Origin of the sequence: Pandoraea eparura (assembly GCF_902459725.1) — a bacterium.
Taxonomy (GTDB): Bacteria; Pseudomonadota; Gammaproteobacteria; order Burkholderiales; family Burkholderiaceae; genus Pandoraea; species Pandoraea eparura.
In genome coordinates this window covers 133,226-154,617 of the sequence record NZ_CABPSH010000006.1, presented here as the reverse complement: position 1 = coordinate 154,617, position 21,392 = coordinate 133,226, and the positions used below count along the sequence as shown (strand labels likewise).

Annotated in this window: 13 protein-coding genes; 2 read left to right on the top strand and 11 right to left on the bottom strand. The window is 65.3% G+C overall.

The window, feature by feature from the left end:
- Positions 1-90 precede the first annotated feature (90 nt).
- The 11 genes from galE to PEP31012_RS14390 form a co-directional block, all read right to left on the bottom strand.
- The gene (gene galE, locus PEP31012_RS14435) at positions 91-1,113 is read right to left on the bottom strand and encodes a UDP-glucose 4-epimerase GalE (RefSeq protein ID WP_150590017.1); all 1,023 of its coding nucleotides are present in this window, start codon (positions 1,111-1,113) and stop codon (positions 91-93) included.
- A gap of 30 nt (positions 1,114-1,143) precedes the next feature.
- On the bottom strand, positions 1,144-2,976 hold the full coding sequence (gene glmS / locus PEP31012_RS14430; RefSeq protein WP_150590016.1) for a glutamine--fructose-6-phosphate transaminase (isomerizing): 1,833 nt from the start codon (positions 2,974-2,976) through the stop codon (positions 1,144-1,146).
- Between the two features lie 162 nt (positions 2,977-3,138).
- Positions 3,139-4,038, bottom strand: coding sequence for an endo alpha-1,4 polygalactosaminidase (locus PEP31012_RS14425; RefSeq protein WP_246171302.1), 900 nt, complete (start codon positions 4,036-4,038; stop codon positions 3,139-3,141).
- Positions 4,039-4,058: 20 nt separating this feature from the next.
- A complete protein-coding gene (pelG, locus tag PEP31012_RS14420; protein WP_150590015.1) occupies positions 4,059-5,438 on the bottom strand; it encodes an exopolysaccharide Pel transporter PelG in 1,380 nt (459 codons plus the stop codon).
- Positions 5,438-6,985 (bottom strand): GT4 family glycosyltransferase PelF, encoded by a 1,548-nt coding sequence (gene pelF / locus PEP31012_RS14415; protein ID WP_150590014.1) that lies wholly within the window; start codon positions 6,983-6,985, stop codon positions 5,438-5,440. The genes pelG and pelF overlap by 1 nt, the downstream gene beginning before the upstream one ends.
- Complete coding sequence (locus PEP31012_RS14410; RefSeq protein WP_150590013.1) at positions 6,985-7,986, bottom strand: tetratricopeptide repeat protein; 1,002 nt, start codon at positions 7,984-7,986, stop codon at positions 6,985-6,987. Before PEP31012_RS14410 ends, pelF begins: the two co-directional genes overlap by 1 nt.
- Positions 7,979-9,391 carry a PelD GGDEF domain-containing protein gene (locus PEP31012_RS14405; RefSeq protein ID WP_150590012.1) on the bottom strand — a complete coding sequence of 471 codons (1,413 nt, stop codon included), beginning with the start codon at positions 9,389-9,391 and terminating at the stop codon, positions 7,979-7,981. The genes PEP31012_RS14410 and PEP31012_RS14405 overlap by 8 nt, the downstream gene beginning before the upstream one ends.
- Positions 9,392-9,401: 10 nt before the next feature.
- Positions 9,402-9,947: a penicillin-binding protein activator LpoB gene (locus PEP31012_RS14400; protein WP_150590011.1), complete on the bottom strand. Its 546-nt coding sequence runs from the start codon at positions 9,945-9,947 to the stop codon at positions 9,402-9,404.
- Between the two features lie 30 nt (positions 9,948-9,977).
- The gene (locus PEP31012_RS14395) at positions 9,978-14,153 is read right to left on the bottom strand and encodes a tetratricopeptide repeat protein (protein WP_174978246.1); all 4,176 of its coding nucleotides are present in this window, start codon (positions 14,151-14,153) and stop codon (positions 9,978-9,980) included.
- On the bottom strand, positions 14,146-16,989 hold the full coding sequence (locus tag PEP31012_RS23680; RefSeq protein ID WP_174978245.1) for a bifunctional glycoside hydrolase/polysaccharide deacetylase family protein: 2,844 nt from the start codon (positions 16,987-16,989) through the stop codon (positions 14,146-14,148). The genes PEP31012_RS14395 and PEP31012_RS23680 overlap by 8 nt, the downstream gene beginning before the upstream one ends.
- A 593-nt stretch (positions 16,990-17,582) precedes the next feature.
- Positions 17,583-18,602: a LysR substrate-binding domain-containing protein gene (locus PEP31012_RS14390; protein ID WP_150590009.1), complete on the bottom strand. Its 1,020-nt coding sequence runs from the start codon at positions 18,600-18,602 to the stop codon at positions 17,583-17,585.
- Positions 18,603-18,830: 228 nt separating this feature from the next.
- Here PEP31012_RS14390 and PEP31012_RS14385 point away from each other — a divergent pair, with 228 nt between their 5' ends.
- Positions 18,831-20,054, top strand: coding sequence for a M20 aminoacylase family protein (locus PEP31012_RS14385; RefSeq protein ID WP_150590008.1), 1,224 nt, complete (start codon positions 18,831-18,833; stop codon positions 20,052-20,054).
- A complete protein-coding gene (locus PEP31012_RS14380) occupies positions 20,051-21,367 on the top strand; it encodes an MFS transporter (protein WP_150590007.1) in 1,317 nt (438 codons plus the stop codon). Before PEP31012_RS14385 ends, PEP31012_RS14380 begins: the two co-directional genes overlap by 4 nt.
- Positions 21,368-21,392: the final 25 nt, after the last annotated feature.

The window sequence follows — 21,392 nt, the reverse complement described above, 5'->3', positions numbered from 1 at the left end:
GGCACGTTGGCGCGAAGCGTACTGGCGTGTCGCGCATGCCATACCTGCTGCGTGCTCGACACGCCAATCGTTCCAGACAAAACGCCGAGATCAGCGATAGCCGTTCGGGTTCTGCATCTGCCAGCGCCAGTGATCGGCGCACATGCGCTCGATGCCGTATTCGGCTTCCCAACCGATGAGCTCGCGCGCCAGGGCCGTCCCCGCATAGCAGCTCCCGATATCCCCGGTGCGCCGCTCGACGATCTCGTACGGCACCGGCTGGCCGCTCGCCGCTTCAAATGCCTTCACGACCTGCAGCACCGTGTAACCGCGTCCGGTGCCCAGGTTGACCGTGAAGCCTCCATCGCGTTGCTTGAGCGCATCGAGTGCGGCCAGGTGTCCGCGAGCGAGATCGACCACGTGGATGTAGTCGCGCATACCCGTGCCGTCCGGTGTCGGCCAGTCATTGCCGAACACCCGCAGGCGCGCAAGCTTGCCAACCGCCACTTGCGCAACGAACGGCATCAGGTTGTTCGGCACGCCGGCGGGGTCCTCCCCGATGCGCCCGCTCTCGTGCGCACCGACCGGGTTGAAGTAGCGCAACAGCGCGATGCGCCAACTCGGGTCCGCCTTGGCCACGTCGTTCAGGATCGTCTCGGCCATGAGCTTGGTCTGGCCGTAGGGATTCGTCGCCGACAGCGGGAACGACTCGTCGATGGGTACCGTTGCCGGATTGCCATACACGGTGGCCGAGGAGCTGAACACGAGGTCCTTGACGCCATGCGACTGCATGGTTTCGACCAGCGCCAGCAGACTGTCGATGTTGTTGCGATAGTAAGCAAGCGGCATTTCGACCGACTCGCCCACCGCCTTGAGCGCGGCGAAGTGTATCGCGCCGGTGATGCCGAAGCGCGTGAACAGGTCGTCGAGCACCGGCTTCGAGCATGCATCGCCCTCGATGAAGACCGGGGGGCGTCCGGCAATTTCACCGACGCGCCGCACCGCCTCACGATGACTGTTGACCAGGTTATCGAGAATGACGACGTCATACCCGTGGGCGAGCAGCTCGACGCAGGTATGCGAGCCGATATAGCCGGCGCCGCCGGTGACGAGAATGGTTCCGAGTGTATTCATGCTTTGCCCTTGCGGCCTGGGATCCGTTGGCTATTCGACCGTGACCGATTTCGCCAGATTGCGGGGCTTGTCGACGTCCGCGCCCCGGATACAGGCCGTATGATATGCCAACAATTGCAGCGGCACGACGTGCAGGACGGGCGACAGTTCACCGTAATGCTCCGGCATGCGGATGACACGAATGCCGTCGGCGCTGGCAATGCGCATGTCGCCGTCGGCCAGCACGTAGAGTTCGCCGCCACGCGCACGCACTTCCTGCATGTTCGACTTCAACTTCTCCACCAGCACGTCGTTCGGGGCGACCGTCACCACCGGCATCTGCTCGCTGACCAGCGCGAGCGGGCCATGCTTGAGTTCGCCGGCGGGGTATGCCTCGGCGTGGATATACGAGATCTCTTTGAGCTTCAACGCCCCTTCGAGGGCGATGGGGTAGTGCAGCCCGCGCCCAAGGAACAGCGCGCTCGGCACATCGGCAAATTGCGACGCCCAGGCCATGAGCTGAGGCTCGAGTGCGAGTACGCTCGTGAGCGCCGCCGGCAAATGACGCAACTGCGCCAGATGGCGCGCCGCTTCAGTGGCATCGATGCGCTTGCGCTCGATACCGAGCGTGACGGCCAGCATGAACAGCGACACGAGCTGCGTGGTGAACGCCTTGGTCGATGCCACCCCGATTTCGGTGCCAGCGCGCGTGATGAACGACATCGCCGTCTGCCGCACGAGCGCACTGGTCGCCACGTTGCAGATCGCCAGCGTGCGATCGTGTCCGAGACTCTGCGCATGCTTGAGCGCCGCGAGCGTGTCGGCGGTCTCCCCCGACTGCGAGATCGTCACGACAAGTGCTTGCGGATTGGGCACCGACTCGCGATAGCGGTACTCGCTCGCGATCTCGACTTGCGTGGGAATGCCGGCGAGCGCTTCAAGCCAGTATTTGGCCGTAAGCCCCGCGTAGTAGCTGGTCCCGCAAGCGAGGATCAGCACACCGTTGACCTGTGGCAGGACATCGGCGGCCCCTTCACCGAACAAGGCCGGCGAAAACTCGGTGACATCGGCAATCGTGTCCGCAATCGCTCGCGGCTGCTCGAAGATCTCTTTCTGCATGTAATGCTGATACGGCCCGAGCGAGACTTCGGACTGATACGCGGCCATCGCGCGCACCGAACGCTCGACTTCGGCGCCCTGTGCGTCGAAGACCGTCACGCGTCCCGGCGTCAGCAGCGCCACGTCCCCTTCCTCCAGGTACATGAACCGGTCGCAGTGACCCGCCAGCGCCAGCGCGTCGGAGGCGAGGAAGTGCCCATCCGCCGCAAACCCGATCACGAGCGGCGAGCCCTGACGCGCGCACACCATGCGCTCCGGTTCGTCCCTGCTGATGACGGCGATGGCATAGGCTCCGCGCAATTGTGCGATGGCCGAGCGCACGGCATGCACCAGCGTGCCGCCCTCGTTCGCCGTGTAATGCGCGTCCACCAGATGGGCGATGACTTCCGTGTCGGTTTGACTCGTGAATTCGTAGCCCTTGGCCCGCAGCGCGTCACGCAGCGCCTCGTGGTTCTCGATAATGCCGTTGTGTACCAGAGCGATCCGCTCACGCGAGAAGATCGGATGCGCATTCTCGGTTGCCGGCGCGCCGTGGGTGGCCCACCGCGTGTGGGCGATGCCCAGTCCCGCGCCCATGGCCGCCTCGGCCAGCTGCGCCTGCAACTGCGCCACGCGCGACACGCTGCGCACACGTGCGAGTTGGTGCGCGGCGTCGAGTATGGCGACGCCGCATGAATCATAGCCACGATATTCGAGACGGCGCAGCCCTTCGACCAGCACCGGTACCACGTCACGGCGTGCCACGCCGCCCACGATTCCACACATGACTTTCCCTCAACGATCGATTGGATGAGCGCAGCACGAGGCCGTCGCCCGAATGGCCGGCGATGCTCCACTGCATGTTGCCCTGTCTGATTGCCGGCGTTGTTCTGACTGCGCGCCGGGATTGTCTTCTGCCTTGTTCGTTGTCTCGCCCGAGGCGAGGCGTCAATCCTGCGCGGCGGCGGGATTGACCTGCATGAGGTGAGCGTCGCCCACGTAGGGAATGAGACCTTGCGCACGAATCTGCGCGACGGCTTGCGCGGCACACGCGGTATCGGCCGGCGCGCAGTAATCGATGGCGATCACCGGCAGGTCGTAACCCTCGCGCACCTCTCTCGCGCGCGCGAGCAGCCAGGCGCGATCGGCGTCCGGCACCGCCACGTAGCGCTGGTTCGCCTCGTCCCATCCGCGATAGAGCGATTCGAACGCCACGGCCGCCACATCGCGGTGCACCTCGGGCATCAGCACGAAGCCACGATTCAGAATCAGTTCGGCGCGCGGGAAGCGGCGGTGAATGCGCTTGATGACCGCGACCAGTCCCGCTTGCTGACGCGCGCGCTCGGCATCGGTCTTGGCGACCAGTTCGTACGAATCGAGTGTGTCGAGGAAAAAGCCGCGATAGCCCTTGGCCCATAGCGGCGCGATCACCTTCTCCACGAAGAACTGAGGCCATCCCGGCGCAGCCTGATCGATGACTTCCGATTTCCAGTCGCCATTGCGGCCGATACGCCAGGCTTTCGGGATCGCGGCGTAGTAGTCGCGCGTGGGCAGCACTTCGCCCACGCTGACATAAGCGATCCAGCGACGTCCCTTGGGTTCGGCGGCTGGATCGGCTGCCTTGGGTACAAAGCCGTTGTCGGGCTCGATCACCACCTGATCGTAACCGGCGAGCGCCGTCGGATCGAGCGTCGCGCCGTAGAAGAAAGCAATGCGCCCGAAGGGGGTCGGTTGCGCGGAGGCGGTATTGAGGAAGACGCCGGCAAAGAGCCCCACCACACCGCCCATGAAGCGGACCAGTGGGCGGCGCCACCAGGCGGGGTGAGGTTGCGTCGAGCGGTCAGGCATAGCGATCGGCAGCGGTGTCGTCAGCGCTGCTGTTGCAGCATATAGGTTTCATATTCCAGCACGTCGAGCCGGCGATCGAGCAACTGCATCGCCACCATCACGACAAGCAGCAGCGCCAGCGCGAACCCGTAGCCGTAGGTATTCGGCCCGAGCATCAGCGTGCCCCACGTGAACAGGCCGTTGGCGACGACGATTGCCGCCGTGAGCGCCAGCACCGTGCCACGCCGGTCCAGGTAAAAGAAAATGTTCAGAATGCCGAGGAACAGCACCTGCAGGCTCGCGGAAATCACGTCGATATGCAGCAATGGCAGGTACAGCACCGAGATGCCGATCAGGCGCAACAGCTTGTCGCCGAACGCGAAGATCAGCAGCGTGACGACCGCCTGGATCTTCAGGATTTCGTACAGCCCGGTGCGAACCGAGCGCACCATCATGTCGCGCGATTCCTCGATGTACTTGAGCGTGCCGCCGGTACGCACGGCATTGTAGAACTGGTCGTAGTACTCGACGAAGTCCGTCTCGATGCGCAGCAAAAACACCGCCATGCCCGGGATCACGCACAGGTATGAGAGGAACACCGGCAGATCGTAGATCACCGAGGCGCGCAGCGGGCCGATCACGTCCTGCCCGGTCACCGGGTAGAACCAGAACATCAACTTGTCGAGCCAGATGCCCAGGTTGAACAAGAGGCCCACAAACATCAGCGACGGATACGAGAAGCGGCGCGCGAAGACCTGCCAAAGCAGGTAGTCGTCCGTGCGGTAGTTTCGGTGAATCAGGCAGACCATACCGAGCAGCAGGATCAGGTGACCGATGACGAATCCGCCGAGCAACCCTTCGAGCCCGTAGCGGTTGAGCAGCACTGCACTCACCACCGTCACGCTGTAACCCACGAAGAAGATCGCCAGCACGGCACGATACTGCTTCACGCTCGTGAGAAACAATACGCCGATCCAGATGTTGCTCACGATGACGAAGCCCGTGAGCATCAACAGGCGATAACCGGTCGACAAGCCGCGAAACACAGTCAACGCGAGGATCAGACCGAGGATGCCCGTGCCGACCGTCGTGACCAGCGCCACCGCGTTGTAGTTCGGCAGCACCAGGTCGGGACGCCGCTCGAACAACCGGTCGCTCAGAAAGCGCGTGAACGAGAGCTGCAACACCCCCGTCACGATCAGGCTGAACGCGATCAGGTACGTCACCGACACCTGAAACTGCACGATGAGGCCCGGCGGCTGCACCACCGCGAGACTCATCAGGCCGATCAGCAGAATGCCGAGAATCGAGAGGATCAGCGGACCCGCGCTGATGACCCCGGCGTAGCCGTAGGCCGCCAGCGTGCTGGTCAGGGTGTCGCGCCGGAGAATCTTGCGCAGTTCGAAGCCAATGCCAGCCATCAGTGGTCTCCCGCCGCCACCCCGGGCGCGGGACGCGCCAGCAGTGTCTCGTACAGACTGCGATAGGCGTCCTGCATCTGGGTGATCGTGTAATAGCGCTCGACACGCGCAATCGCCGCGCGCTGGGCCGCGTGCCAAGTGGCGGGCTCCAGCACGTCGAGCAGTGCCTGGGCGAGTTGCTCGGGGTTGGCGATCTGCACCACCTTGCCGGCCGGCCCGAGGGCGCGATCCTCGTCGCCCAGACCTTCGACCAGTTGACGGCACGAGCCGACATCGGTCGTCACCACGGGCACCCCGGCGGCATACGCCTCCAGCACCACCAGCGGCAACGCTTCAGAAATCGACGACAGCGCCATGAGCCCGATCTGCGGCAGGATATCCGACACCTTCTGGAAGCCCATGAACCGCAGACTGTCCTCCATCCCCAGACTCGCGGCGATGTCGCGGCATTCCTGCGCGTAGGCCGGATCTTCTTCCTCGGGGCCGACGACCCATCCTTGCAGCCCCGGCATCTGGCGGCTGGCGATGAAGATCGCACGAATGAACGTCTTGATGTCCTTGATGGGCACCACCCGGCCGATCAGCGCCACCACCGGCGGGATACCGGCCGGACGCCGGTCGCGCAGCGGTGCGAACACGTCGACCGGGATGCCATTGGGCGTGTTGCGCGTCTTGTGCTCAGGCGCGCCGTCGGCGATCTGGCGCAGACGATTGCCTTCGAAGAGCGCGGTGATTTCGTCGGCCGCCTCGTAGCACACGCGTCCCATCGCTTCGAAGAAGCGCACCCACAGGTTCTGGAAATAGCCGACCTGCGAGATGTCACGCTCGAACAGCCCGCGGTTGTCGCGAATCCACTGGCTCTGCAGCAGGTCGATCTTGCGCTCCTTGGTGTAGATGCCGTGCTCCGAGACCAGCAGCGGACGCTGGTGCCTGAAGCGCAGCAATGCCCCCAGAAAGCCCGCGTAGCCTGTGGAAACGGTGTGGTACACCTTGGCCGGAATCAACTGGTCGCAGATGCGCGCGAGTTGCCACAGCGGCTTGTGCATGATCCGGATCGTCCAGAAATAGTCCGTGAACGAGGGGTCCAGGCAATACTTCTTGTAGCGATCGGTAATCATGTCCCACGAGCGCCGGCTGTGCAGAAAGTTGGCCTCGCTGATCTCGCCGTCTTCTGCGAGCATGGGAATCACATCGTGAATCAGCTTGCCGATGCCTTGCAGGTCGTCGCGCCGGCGCAGCATGTCATGCATCTTTTCCATGTTCGCGAACGCCTGCGCATCGCCCTCGGCGCCCCGCACCGGTGCCGGCGCCTCGAACTCATACAGATAATGCGCCTCGAAATGCACGATATTGTCGTACATCGGATAGACCATATCGCCGTAGTCTTCGCGACGGCTGCCGATGAACACGACGGCGAACGTCAGGTCCGGGAACGCGCGGATCATTTGATCCACCCACGACGACACCCCACCCCGCACATAGGGAAAGGTGCCTTCGAGCAGCAAAGCGATGTCGGCCGAGGCAGCGCGACGTTCGTTGGTACGCATTAGCGGGTCCAGAAACGCATGACGGGCTGCAGCATTGGGGTGGTCGTGCCATTCCCCAGGCCGGCGAGCATCTGCCCCACGCGTGCATATTGATGTTTGAGAAACGCGACTTCGGCAAGCCACGGCAGGAGCCGATCCGCGGGAAATTGATGGAATTCGGCACGCTGCAGACACTGTTCCGCCTGCTCCGGATCGTGACGCAGCAACGCGCAACGGCCCAGCAGATACCACATCACCGCGTCGTTCTCCCGATGCGCGAGCGCCTCGCGGGCAAATCGCTCCACGCGCTCCATCGTGAAGCGGTACACCTCGCCGCGCACGAGGTTCTGGTAAATCAGTTCCCAGTACAACTCGGCGAGGCGGTGGCTCGCGTCGGCACGCTCATCGTCGTTGGCGGCACGCTCGTGTTGGGTGCGGGCCTCGAAAATACGATGCATGATCTGCTTCTCAATGCCGTCGACAATGCCGTACGCGAGCAGCCGGATCTCTTCCACCGGATCGGCCAGCAAGTCTCGCATGATCTCGCCGGTGGCGCGCGACGGCAGCGCCTGCACCGACACCAGCGCGGCCACGCGATCTTCGCTGGTGCCCTGTGTGTTGCGCAAGCGCGCCCGCAGACGCGCCCCGGCGCCGTGCGTGACGCGCGACACGAGGTAGGTCACGAACTCCGGCAGGTCGACCGCCCCGGCGCGCGCCATTTCCTTGGGTGCCGGGAACAGGACACCGATCGCCATCACGCCGAGGAACAACAGCAAGCCCCCCACCGGCATGAACAAGCTGATCGCCAGGCTGTGCCAGAACGCCCCGGTGCGGCCGTGGTAATGCTCGGGCAGCACCGAACGCACAAACGTCGCCGTGAGCACTGCCGTGAGCAGTTGCCATCCGAAGAAGACCACCAGCGGGTCGATCGGCCCGGCCGGCTCGAAAAGCGTGCGCACGGCCTGGGCCTGCGCGAGCAGGGCCAGGATACCGAGCGCGAGCGCCAGCAGTTTCTTAAGCATGATCGCCGCAACGCTCCAGCAGTTTGCTCAGCCCATCGCCCGGGGCGCGTTCGTCCACACTCGCCGAGTGCACCGCCACGTGACCGGTCTGGAAGTCCAGGCCGTATTGCTGGCGCAGCGCATTCTCGATGCGGATCAGATACCCGTCGATGCCGTTCTCGTCGGTGATCGGCATCAGCGCGATGGCGATCTGCTGACGGGGCGTCGATTGAATCCACAGGGCGTCGAGCGCCCGGCGCGAACGCACCGTCTGCTCGAACAGCGAGTCGCCGCTTGCACCGCGCGGGAAGACGAGCGCCACGAGCGAGGACTGAATGCCGCTCTGACGCTTCATACGGGCAAGACGCCCCAGCTCCAGCGCGAAGTCGTAAGGCACGCTCGGCACTTCGTCGCGCACGCTGGCGACCACGCCGCGCTGTGCCACGCCGTCGGCGTAATAGGCCAGCAGCACCAGCAGCAGTTGCAGGTTGTCGTGATTGAGCGCGAGGAACGACATACGGCGCACGATCAGCATGCCGTTGAGGTTGCCTTGCGTGTCGGTCAGCGGCGCACACACGATATACGCACTGCCCTCCCCGACGGTCACGTCGTCACGCACATGCGCGAGCGTGCCTTCGCGCAGACAGGTCTGCACGAGCGGGTCGCTCTCCACCGGAGTGAAGGCTTCGCCCACGCACGCCACCGCCGTTGGCACCAGCCGCCCGAGGCGCACCGGGAAGACCGACGCCACTTCGATCTGGCACGTCAGCGCGGCGAATTCGAGCATCGGCTGGGCGTTGGGCAAGGGTTCGCCCGCTGCGCTCGCCTCGTCCGAGGCCGTCAGTTCGCGCAGTCGCGTGATGGCGTCGCGCATCGTGCTCGGCTTGGTGAGCAAATCGCGCTCGAGCCGTTCGTGAGAGACACGCAGCAGGTAGTGATTGTTCGTGATGGCGACGAGGCGATCGTTCAGATAAGTGTTGATGCCCCGCGCCCGCGTGGCACGGTTGCTCCAGATGTCGCAGAAGTGCCCGCCGACGACGATCATCGTAAAGCCGCCGACAAAGAACATCGCCGGGAACGGCTCGCCGTGCAGACCGTACAGGCCGTACCAGACGGCGGCGAGCACGAGACCTGCCACCACGCCGAGCAGCGCGCCGTAGCGCAGCGCCATGACCAGGGCGACGAGCCACATCCACGGAAAGCCCAGCCCGATGAGCAACGGATCGCCGGGGCGCAGCAGCCAGGCGATCGCCACGGCCAGTGCCATGCCAGTGATGACCTCGAAGACCGCTACCGGGCGCGCCACCGCTGGCGCGATCAGCCGGCCATAGGTGCTCACGTTGCCGAACGGCTCCGAGCGTCGCACCTGTTCCGGGCCACCGGGCTTCGCGTCGAGTGCGGCGTCCTGTTGAGTCGCGGTATTCACGATGCGCCCGTTACCGTTGCGCCAGCGGTGCCAGCAGATTGCGGATCAACGTCTGCCCGACGCCGGCCAGGCTCGATCGGCTCCAGCCGCTGCGGCTGCCGGTCGCGCTCCAGACGATGCTGCCGTTCGAGACGTCGATGACGTCGAAAGTGACCCCGGCCACCGGTTCGCCATCGACGCCGACCTTGTAGCGCCACTCGGTCACGGCGCCCGAGAGCGCGTACTTCGCGCCGGTCTTGCGTGCCCATTCCAGCGCGCGCATGCGCGCTTGGGCGTTGTTGCCGCCGACGAGCGAGTCGCCGCCGTCAGGATCACCGACATAGCGATGCAGATCGGTGAAGCCGTTCTGGACCAGGATGCTTTGCGCAATGCTCTCGGCACGCTGGCCGGCATCCGGCGTTTCCGTCGTGTTGGCAATCGGCAGAATCGCCCACGCGGCCGTCTTCGGCAGATTCGGGGCGTCGCCGACATTCATCGTCGAACAGCCCGCCACCAGCGCGCTCAGGACGGCAGCGCCGGCCAAACGACGCCACAGCTTACTCACGATTGTCTTCATGGTCTTGCTCTCCCTTGCGGATGCGAAATTTCAGTAGAACAGCCGGTACGCGATGCCGACCTGCGTTGTGGCAACACCGGTGCCGTTGGTGATGTCGTGCGAGTAATACACGCGCGCGTGATCGTTGCCGAGCACCGACCCCGCCATGCCCAGGTTGACCTGCGGCCCCCAGCCTTGCTGACTGTCGTGGACGTAGCCCACGTCGAGATACGGCCGCCAGGCACGCCGGTAAGCATTCTGGTAATCCTGTCCGAAGCCGGCCATGACACCGTATTGGGTGGTCGTGATCGGCATGAACTCCGAGGCCACCGGCGCCGTGCCGGTCGGCAGCAGCACGGCGAGCGACGGGATAGTGGCCGTGCCCGGCGTATAAATGCCCCGCTCGGCCACGAGCCTGACGTTCAGATCCGGGTAGTCGATGCGCAGCTTGTACCCCACTTCGCCGCCGAAGCGCCAGCCACGCCCCAGGTATGTGCGGTCCTGCGCATGGAAGCGATCGTACTCGGCGGTTGCCTGACCATACCAGCGGCCGTCGCCCGCCCACAGCATCTGCATGCTGCCGAAGTCGCGCGTTCCGGCGACCTGCGTATTCGGCGCGATGTCGGTGAACTGGTTGTAGCCCGCCTGGAAGGTGGTGGTCAGCGGCGTGTTGCGGTTGAATGCGGCCGACGCGAGCCCCGTGAAGAAGCTGTTCAATTCGCTGCGATGTCCCACCGTCAATGCGAGATCCCGCGCGACGGTGCGATCGCGCACCGTGAAGTTGAAGATCCGGTCATGCGACGGCACCCAGGCAAGCTGCGACGTGTCGATGGTTCGCTGATTGCGCTGAATCGCTTCGACCGTCACGCCGATGCGGCTGGTGAGGTTCAGGCTGCCGATCAGCGAACTCTCCAGGTAGCTCAACGGCGCCTGGCGCGAATAGAAGAGATCGAAGCCCGCATTCGAGCGATCGCGCAGAATCGTGTCGGTAAACGTCGTATGCACGGCGTCGTTGTTCGGCGCGCCGTCGGCCGCGCGCCACGCGAGCGTCTCGGCCTGGGTCGAGCGTCCCAGTCGCTCGTTCGCGTCGACCTCGCTTTCGATCGGCATGCGACCTTGGCGACGGTCGAGCAGTCGGGCCATCTTGTCGCGGTCATTGGCCTCGAGCGCGAGGGCAATCTCGGCATCGGCCGGGCGCAGCAGGCGATTCGCATACTCGCGCGCCAGCCAGGCGCGGGCCAGATCGAAGTGCTCGCCCGACAGTGCCCACGCCAGCCCGACGTCGCGCGTGGTCGCGCTGAGCACCGCCTGGCGCGAGTGCAACGCGGGATCGCGCGTCGCGGGCGAGTCGGGCGAATCGCCCGCGGGTTTTAGCGGCGCCAGCTCGGCCGACTCGCCCAGCAACGAGTCACCCACCTTGGCGCTATCGGCCGAACGACGATCTTCGCGCAGCAAATTCGCCAGCAACCCGCGCGACGTGTCGCCGTTCGAAAACACCTGTGCGAGCGTGACGCGCGCGGCCTGTGCTTCGAGCACGCCGTCGTTATCCGCGGTCTGCGCGGCCAGTCGTTGCACCACCGCGCCCTGACGCCGGCGTGGGGCAATGCGCAATTGCCCAGTCTTCGCGCGTGCCTGCAGATCACGCCAGGCATCGCGGCGAATGCGCCATGCCGTATGGGCATCGCCTGCGGCTTCTTCCGCGTCGGCGAGCGAGAGCATCCACAGCGGGTCGTCGTCCGAGAGCGCGGCCTGTTGGTGCAAATACGTCAACGCCTCGCGCGCGTTGCCCAGGCGAAGCAGACCGGCACCGTACGCGCCCCAGTATTCGGCGTTCTCGGCGACGATCGGACGATAGTCATGCAGCGCCATGCCGAGCGCGTCGTCGCTGCCGTAATCGACCAGCGCCCAAAGGTAGGCGACACGCACTTCGTCACCGGCATTGCTCAGCTGTGATGCTGCACGCAGGTCGGCCAGTGCAGCGTCCCAACGCTGAATCTGCTGATAATAGGTGGCACGCGTGGAGAGCAGTTCGCTCGACTTGGCGAAGCGATCGCGCTGCTCGGCGTCGAGACCGTCGAGCAGGGCCTGCACCCGGTCGTAGGCGCGGGCCGTCGTGTAGAAGTAGATCGCCGACTGGAGCGCGACGTCCGAATCGTTCTGCCTGAATTCCGCTTCGGCCGTGCGGCCGGCATCGAGCGGATATCCCTGGTAGAAGTACGTCATCGCGTTCAGATCGAGCGCCTCGGCCTTGCCGGTGCGCAACAGGCGCGGATACGCAAAGTTGGCGTCTTCGTCGCTTTGCGCCAGACGCGCCACTTCGGCGTATGTGCGCCAGTAGCGGGCGTCGGCCGGCAGCGTCCCGGCGATGTCGCGCACCTTGCGCAACTCGGCCAGCGCCGGCTTCACCTGGCCCTTCTGATACATCAGGCTGGCAATGCGCAGCGCATAGTCCGATGACGGACCGAATTCCTTTTGCAGCGTCTCGAACGTCGCCAGCGCCTCGGCGTCCTGCCCAACGCGCTGGGCGACGTCGCCCTCGCGCTCGAGCAGCGCGCGGCGCTGACTGCCCACCGCATGACGCTTGAGATACGACAGCGCGTCGTCGGGGCGACCTAAACGTTCGTACGTGTTGACGATGTCGTCTTTTAACTTGAGATCGTTAGGCTGGCGCTCGGCTTCGAAGATCTGGGCTGCCAGATAGGCCTGATCGTCATTGAGCTGCGGCGCAAGCTGATAGACGTTCTGCCACGCTTCGGCGTTGCCGGTGGCTTCGGCGTACTTGCGCCAGTAGGTGAGCGCGACCGACGGATGCCCATTCCATTGCGCGACCTGCGCAAGACGGCGCGTCCAGACGAGCGGATCGAGCTTGCGTTGCAGCGCTTGCTGCGCGAGCCTTTCGGCGTCGTCGAGCTGGCGCGCTTCGACGAAGGCCTTGAAGGCCACGTCGTAGTCGTCGGCCGTCACGCTGTTGGCGTTGGCACCGCCCGCCGCCGGCTTCGCGGCGCCCGCACCGGCTTCCCAATCGAATTTGCCCGGCGCTTCCGGCCTGGACGACTTGTCCGCGCTCGTCGCGTTCGCCGCTTTCGTCGTTTTGTTCAATGCCTCCGACGCGGCATCCGCCGCGCTCGCGCCACGGGCCAGCCCCACGTCGGCGACGCGAACGATGCGATACGCCCCCATCCCCTGGCGTGCGCGCACGCCGTCCGGGCCATCGAGATAGCGCAGGTGCACACGACCGGCGCCGTCCAGCCCTCGGCCGTCGGCGCTCACACCCGGCAACCAGCCGGCAAGCTGCACACGCGCGGCCCGAGGTGGCGACACCAGGCTCGACAGCTGCGTGAGCGCCCGCGCGTATTTCGTCATCAGGTCCGGGCGACCGGCCTGGCGGGCGACATCGAGCAGGTATCGCAGGGTTGCCGGATCGTTGGCCAGCTCGCCCACGCGCTTCTCGCCTTCCGCGCAGGCGCGTGAAATCTGGTTCGCGGAGACGAGTACGCGGATGCCCGCGAGGAACAGGCGACGGCGATCGTCGCGCGTGGTTGCCGCGTCTTGCGCGGCGAAATAGGCGTTGGCGGCATCGTCGTACGCGGCGTGAGCGAAGGCGGCGTCGGCCAGCTTCTCCTGCCATTGCGCGGCGTTCTTGCTATCGGCGGCCGCCAGCAGGCGGTAGTCGCGCAGCATCAGATTCTGGGCGCCCGCGAGTCGGGCCTTTTCCGCCAGCATGCGCAGCGTCGGCACATCCCACTGGTACTGCGACGTCGCGTCGAGCAGTTCCACGTACTGCGCCATGCGCTCGGCGCGACGCGGATCGTCGGCGGGCACTTCGTACGCGCGCTGCTCCGTGGCCGCGAGCGCAAGCAGAATGCCGCGCCGGCGATCTTGCTCGTCGGTCATGCCGCGCAGCGTCTTCGCGACACCCATCGCCTCGTCCCAGCGACCCAACCCCAAATATTGCTGCCCGAGCAGATCGAGATAACGCGGCGCGCCCGGTTCGATGCGCAGCCACGCTTCCAGATAGGCCACCGACAGTTCGCTCGGCGGTTGTGCGGCGAGCGCGCGCGTCTGGTCGTCATCGTTCGGGTGCGCCGCGACCAGCGCGAGCACGATGCCGGCGCCGATCGCGACCGTCAGCCACGGCGGGCTCAGGCGTTCGCGCTTCTCGAACGGCTTTCCGGTGACTGCATCGGCAATCTTGTCGGGATCGGGACGAGCCGCGCCATCAGTCACAGTCGACCCCCACGGTATGCATGACGACCGGCTTCGCGGCGACGCCGGAGACATCGGCACGCAAACGGCCCGCGCCATCGGCACGCCCCTTGGCCACACCGTCGACACTGATGCGACAACCAGCGGCATTGACCAGGCTCACGAACGGCTTGTAGTAGCCGCCGAAGCGGAACGACAGGTTGCGCCCGTTGCGTTGGAAGTCGCGGATGAACCCCGCGGCTTCGTCGACGTGCGGCGTGCGCTCGGCGCCCTTCGGGGCGATCGAGAACTCTGCGGCGTCGCCCCCCATGTGGATATACAGCCCGCCCGGCCCCGGCAGGTAGCCCGCGACGTCACCGGACGTGCCCATGACCGGCACACCCGCGCCCGGCCAGCGCATTTCGCGCAAATCGGCACCGCTGCGCACGCGCCAGCGCGTGGCGCCGTCGGCGGCCACTTCGCGCGCCACGGCCACGCGACGCCAGTCCAGCACGCGGCGGATGTATTCGGTGGTGAAGATCGGGAACACAGGCTGCTTGAGCACCGCGTTATAGACCTCCTTGAGGGCATTGAGCGATGCGACCTTCGTGCCCGAGTACATGTGGTAGTACAGGTTCACCGCCTTGAAGCGGATGGGCTTGTCGGTCATGGCGAAGGTCTCGAGCACGCGCGTGTAGCCGTAGTAGGGCCCAAGCCAGTCGTTGGTGTAGACGTTTTCGTCCATCACGGCGGCATACACCTGGAACTCGGTCGGCAGTCGGCCCTTCTCCACGCCGTAGGGTGCGATATTGGTCCAGCTGTTGTTCGTCTTCGTGATGATCGTATCGCCGCCATTGATCGCCAGCACGCCCGCGGCCCATGCCTTGCGAAGCGCAATCGCCGGGGCCTGAGCGTCGCCGGGCCATTGCAGCACCACGACCTTCTTGCCCGGAGGCGCAAGATGCGCGTTGATATAGTCGATCGATCCCTGGATCTCGCGGTCGAGGTTGAACTTGTAGTTGGGGATGTCGAGCGAGAAGGCATCGTCCCCGCCCCACTCCTTGTTCGCCTTGCCGGTGATGCGCTCGCCCGTGGTCTGGTTGATCTGCTCCAGGTTGAACGGGTGCGAGAAGGTATGCGTACCGATCTCGACGTTCGGCAATGCGAACATCTTGCGTGCGATCTCTTCGAGACGCGGCGAAATCTTCGGATAGAGCCCCTTCGCGCCGACTTCGCCCTCGATCACCGACAGTGTCGTGGGCACCGGGTACTTCGTGTAGATCTGGTCGTACAGTGCCATCGAGCCGTAGTCGACGCCCGGGAATTCCGCGCGCGAGGCGAAGCCATCCCCGTCCACGTGCACGAACATCAGGCGCCGGCCATTTTCGGTGGTCACATCCGGCACCGGCATCTGCGGCAGCGCCAATGCCTGGCGCAGGAAGTCGATCGGCTGGATCGCCCAGCGCTCCTGCTCGATGCCTGCCAGCGACGTCACGCCATAGGGATTGAGTGTATAGCCGCCCCACGGCAGCATGCCGGCCATGTCGTAGGTGTAGGTGCCTGCCTGCAGGCGCAGCAGCGGCTGGCCGGTCGGGCCCACGCGCACACCGAGGGCGTCGCGCACGTCGGGCGTCGGCATGATCTCGAAGCCCATCATCGGCGCCTTGCTCACCACGCTCGGCACCACTGAGCCGGGCACCGTGCCCGCCACACGCTCGAGACCAAGCGCCTGTGCCGTCTGCTGATCGATCGGGAAGCCGAACTGCCCGATCACCGCCACGCGCATGCCGTCATGAATTCGGGCCAGGAGCCAGCGGCGCCACGCGCCCGCGTTGTTCACATTGCGATCGATGGACACGACGATGCCCGCGTAGCGGTCGGTGCGTACATTGGCCGGCATCGGGCCCTTGTTCACATCGACATACTGCACGTCGTAACCGAGGTAGTTCAGCGGCATCGAAATATCGCGCGCGCCCGTCGTCAGGTCGATGGGTTCGCCATCGCCCGGTGCCTGCACCATCAGCACTTTGCGCGGCATCACTTCGATGCGCCCGACGCCGACCGTCTCAACGCCCGGATCGGTGACGAACGCACGCACGCCTGATTGATTGAGCGCGCGCGCCGAGTCGCGACGGCAGGCCACATCCGCGCTCGCACAGTAGTCCATCGCAAACGTCGGTAGATGGAATTGTTCGCGTAACGCCTTCAGTTGATCGAGCGCGGATTGCCGTGCGTCGGCCGGCGTGTCAAGGAAAATCATCGCGCGCGCGTCGTATCGATGCAACAGTCCGTCGGCGAGTACACCGGCAAGTTCCGGCGCCAGCGACGACGCCACGCTCAAGTGGTTTCGCAGTACGAGACGCGCGTCAGCATAACGGGCGCGCACGGCTTTCACGCGCGCGGCGATGCGCGCGTCGCTATCGGCGTCGGCCACGAGCGGCGCGCCATCGTCGATCAGAAAGTTGCGATAGCCTTTCGCCCAGAGCGGCGCCACGCGCGCATCGACGAACGCCTCCGGCGTTTGCGCGGTGACGCTCGCGTCCAGGCGGGCGAACCAGGTGGTGTGCGGGGTCAGCGATGCGTCGGGCAACGAAGCTTGTGTCGGATCGATGACCACCCAGTCGAAGGACTGCAACGCATCGACCGGTAGGTCGCGTCCGTAGTACAGCGCGATGTCGGGAACGGCGGGCACGGCGGGCGTCATCGGTGCCGCGGCCGTCACCAGGGCCGCCGGGGCCAGCGACGCGGGCATGGTCGGCGTCACCGATGTCCCTGCGGCCAGGGCCATGCCGGCCGGGATCATCGTCGTCAGCATGACGAACGACCGCAGCGAACCGGTGACCATGCCGCGCGTACGACGCAACCAACCGCCGAACACATCGCGACTTCCCCGTTTCCCCAAAACGCCGCGGAAATTCCATGTCTCCGCCGCGAATGCTTGTCCCTTCGATGCCATTGGCATATGTGCAGTCAATGATTTGCGCTCGACCGTATCACGCGTCTCACGCACTGATCAATCTTCGGAGTCTCCCCGCCGGACGGCGAAGCCGTCGGACAGGAAAGTTCGTGGTGGTACGTTGGCCGCAGTTCCCCCCCGGGGCGATGACCGATGTCGGGCGTACGCGTCAATAGCGCAACCTACGACGGGATGATGTCTGATACCTGCGCTCAAGCACGATGCCTGGGAATTGCATCTGGGCGATCGTGCGGCTTGAACGAAGCGAAGCGTTTCGAGATGACCCGATGGGTTCCGCCCGCGAGGGCCTGAGCGCATGCCGATTGTGGCATTTTGGCTGCCCAGCGGGGCAAATTCCTGTGTCACATCACCGCAGCCACAAACTCTAAAGGGCAACCGTCCCATCAGCGTCCCCCAGACATTTATGGGAGGGTTGACGAAATCGAGCGGATGGGCATCCCCATTTGTCCGCGACGGCTGCCGTCGTCGATCTGCCGGAGGGAGATCCCGGCTTGTCATTCGGTTTGGGCGATGACGTGTCGAGCGCTCGCTGGCCCGCCGACACCGCGCTCGACCTCATCGGCCGGGTCCACCATGCTCAATATCCGGCGCGTGGGGCCGTCGGACGAATCAGCCAACGCCCTGGCCACACGCCAGAACGTCTCCAGAAACGCCAGGGCCGCGCCTTGCAGCGGTTCATAGCGGCGTGTGATCAGACAGGTGGTACTTTCGTCGGTAATGGCATCGAAATCCAGTGCGACGAACCGGTCGCGCATGTCCGGCGTCTCGATCAACGGCCAGGGAACGGCGGTCAGCATATCGGTCGAGCGCACGATGGCCAGCGCCGCATTCACGGATCGCGCAAAGTGACAGCGCTGCACGGCGCTGTCGCGCTGGTTTTCCACGAGTGCCCGGATGGCCTGCGCGGTGCGCTCCATCGAGCGGCTGAGCAGCCAGTCGTAGCCGGCGAGGTCGTCGAGCGACCGCGCGTTTGCCCCCGGATGCCCCGGGCGGCAGACCACGGCGAAAGAATACTTATAGATCGGCCGGACGTCGAGGGCGCGCTCCTGGCCGGCGTCCGGCGTCGGGCCGAACGCGAAATCCAAATGGCCGTTGCGCACGGCCGGATAGTCTCCGCCAAGATGCTCGGCGATGTCGAGCTGGACGTCTGGACGCTGCTGCCGGAAGGCGCGCACGACCGCCGGCACGACGCCATGCATCAACCAGGGGGTAACGGCCATGCGGATCGTTCCCCCGAGTTTGGCGCCCGCCAGCGCCACGTCTTCGCTCGCCCGGCGCAACTGGCCAAGGATCAGACGGGCGTGAGACAGCAGCGCCGTGCCGGACGGGGTGAGGACCACGCCATCGGCGCGCCGCTCCATCAACACACTATCCATCGACTGCTCCATTTCCCGCAACGCCTTGCTGACAGCGGTAGGCGAGCGGCCTAACCGGCTCGCTGCCGCGCGCACGCTGCCGTGATCGGCCACGGCCACGAGACATTCAAGTTGATGCAGCTTCAAATCTGACGACATGGTTCAGCAGCCGGTGAGACCGGCGTCCCCCGGGAGGGCGGAGCCAGCGATGGCGACGACACCGCATCATCGGCTGGCTTGGCATGGGCGTCAACCCTGGGTTGACATGAAAATTTGGCGTTGCCTACCGGGCGCCCGACGATCTGGCTACGATGCGTCGACATTTCACGTGCCGTACACGTGCGATTCACAAACACGGCCGCCCCGACGGCCCGCCCTGGAGACACCATGCCCCGAGACACCACTGCGTACGCCTTTCCGGCGACGATCGAGGCCGACATTCCGGCCGACATTCTTGAGCACGACGCCGACATGCGCGCGCTGCGTCATCAGATTCATGCGCATCCGGAACTGGCCTACGAGGAGTTCCGGACAAGCGATCTGGTGGCGGACAAGTTGACCGAGTGGGGCTATACCGTCACGCGCGGCATTGGCGGCACGGGACTGGTCGGCACGCTCAAGGTAGGCGACAGCCCGCGCACCGTGGGTGTGCGCGCGGACATGGACGCGCTGCCGATCCAGGAAGCCACGGGCAAGTCGTACGCCAGCCGGCAGGCGGGCAAAATGCACGCCTGCGGCCACGACGGCCATACCGCGACGTTGCTGGCGGCGGCGCGCCATCTGGCCAGGACGCGCGATTTCGACGGCACGCTGCACCTGATCTTCCAGCCGGCCGAAGAGGGCCTGGCCGGCGCGCGCAAGATGATCGAAGACGGCCTGTTCGAGCGTTTCCCGTGCGACGCCGTGTTCGCTTATCACAATATGCCGGGATTTCCGGTCGGCAAGATCGGCTTCCGCGCGGGGCCTGCGATGGCCTCGTCGGATACGGTGGTCATCACGGTGCACGGGCGCGGCGGCCATGGATCGATGCCGCACGAGAGCGTCGATCCGGTGCTGGTGGCTTCGCACATCGTGGTGGCGCTGCAATCGATCGTGTCGCGCAACGTCGATCCGCGCCGCATGGCCGTGGTGACCGTCGGAGCGATTCAGGGCGGCGACGCGCCCAATGTGATTCCGGACAGCGTCGAGCTGCGTCTGTCGGTGCGCGCACACACGCCGCAGGTGCGCGAGCAGTTGCGCGATCGCATCATCGAACTGGTCAATGCGCAGGCCGGCGTGTTCGGTGCGCATGTCGACATCGACTACCGCTGGCGCTACCCGGCGCTCATCAACGATATCGACATGACCGAGTTCGCGCGCGAGGTGGCACTGGCGTGGGTGGGTCAGCAGGGTGTGATGGACGACTTCGAGCCGCTCACGGGCAGCGAGGACTTCTCGTTCATGCTGGAGCAGTGCGCGGGCAGCTACCTGATCATCGGGAATGGCGAGGGCGCCGGGGGATGCATGGTGCACAACCCGCATTACGATTTCAACGATGCGCTGCTGCCCATCGGTGCGACGTACTGGACGCGTCTGGTCGAGCGTTTCCTGAGCACGGAGAAGCCGGCATGACGACGCGTCTCGACACCAGCGCAGCGCAGGCTGCGCCAAGCGCTGCAAACGTGCGGCCAGCGTCGCTCGCGAAGAAAATTGCGGCGATCACGATCGGCAACGGTCTGGAGTTCTTCGACTTCGCGATCTACACGTACTTCGCGACGATATTGGGCAAGTTGTTCTTCCCATCGGCGTCACCGTTCACGCAGTTGCTTCTATCGCTGGCGACGTTCGGCGTGGGGTTCGTCGTGCGTCCGTTGGGCGGCATCGTGATCGGCAGCTACGCCGACCGACGCGGCCGCAAGGCGGCCATGACGCTGACGCTGTGGCTGATGGCCGCGGGTTCGGCTGTGTTCGTGGTGGCGCCGACGTATGCACAGATCGGCATGGCAGCGCCGGTGCTGCTGATTCTGGGACGGCTGGTGCAGGGCTTCGCGGTGGGCGGTGAAGTGGGTGCGTCGACGTCGATGCTGCTCGAATACGCCAACGCCAACAATCGCGGGCTGTTCGCCAGTTGGCAATTGTTCAGCCAGGCGTTCTCGACGCTGCTCGGATCGCTGGTCGGTCTGGCGCTGACGACGTCGCTGTCGCACGACCAATTGCTGGCATGGGGCTGGCGGGTGCCGTTCCTGATCGGCATGGCGCTGATTCCGCTGGGCACCTACATTCGCAAACATCTGGACGAGACGCATGGCGCCGAGCCCGCCAGGCCCGGCGTGCGCAGCCCGTTGGCTGAAGTGCTGGGCACACATCGCCGAGCGTTGGTGCTGGGCATCCTGATGACGGCGGGTGCGACCTCGTCGAACTACATTTCGCTGCACTACCTGACCAACTACGGCGTGGGTGTGCTCAAGTTGTCGCTGTCGAGCGGGCTGTGGGCGTCGTTCGTCGCGGGCGGTCTGCAAATGGCCCTGGCCGCCGTCGCGGGCGTAGCCTGCGACCGCTGGGGACGCAAGCGCGTCGTTACGATCGCCCGGGTCGTGCAACTGGTTTCGATCGTGCCGGTGTTTGCCTGGCTGACGGCGGCGCCGGACACTGGGCGACTGCTCGTCGTGGCGGCGGTGCTGACGATTCCGACGGTCTTCATTTCGGTAACGACGGTCACGATGATCACCGAAGTGTTTCCTCGCAGGATTCGCGCGACGGGACTGGCCATCGTCTACGGCCTGGGCGTGTCCGTGTTCGGGGGATTCGCACAGTTCATTGCGACATGGCTCATTGGTGTCACCGGCTCCAAGCTCGCGCCGGCCGGCTACGTCATCGCGGTCAGCCTGGTCTCGATGGTCGCGGTGTTCATGAGCCGCGAAATGAAGGGGGTGGCGCTGGAGTGAGGCGCCACCCTGAACCTGACAGACA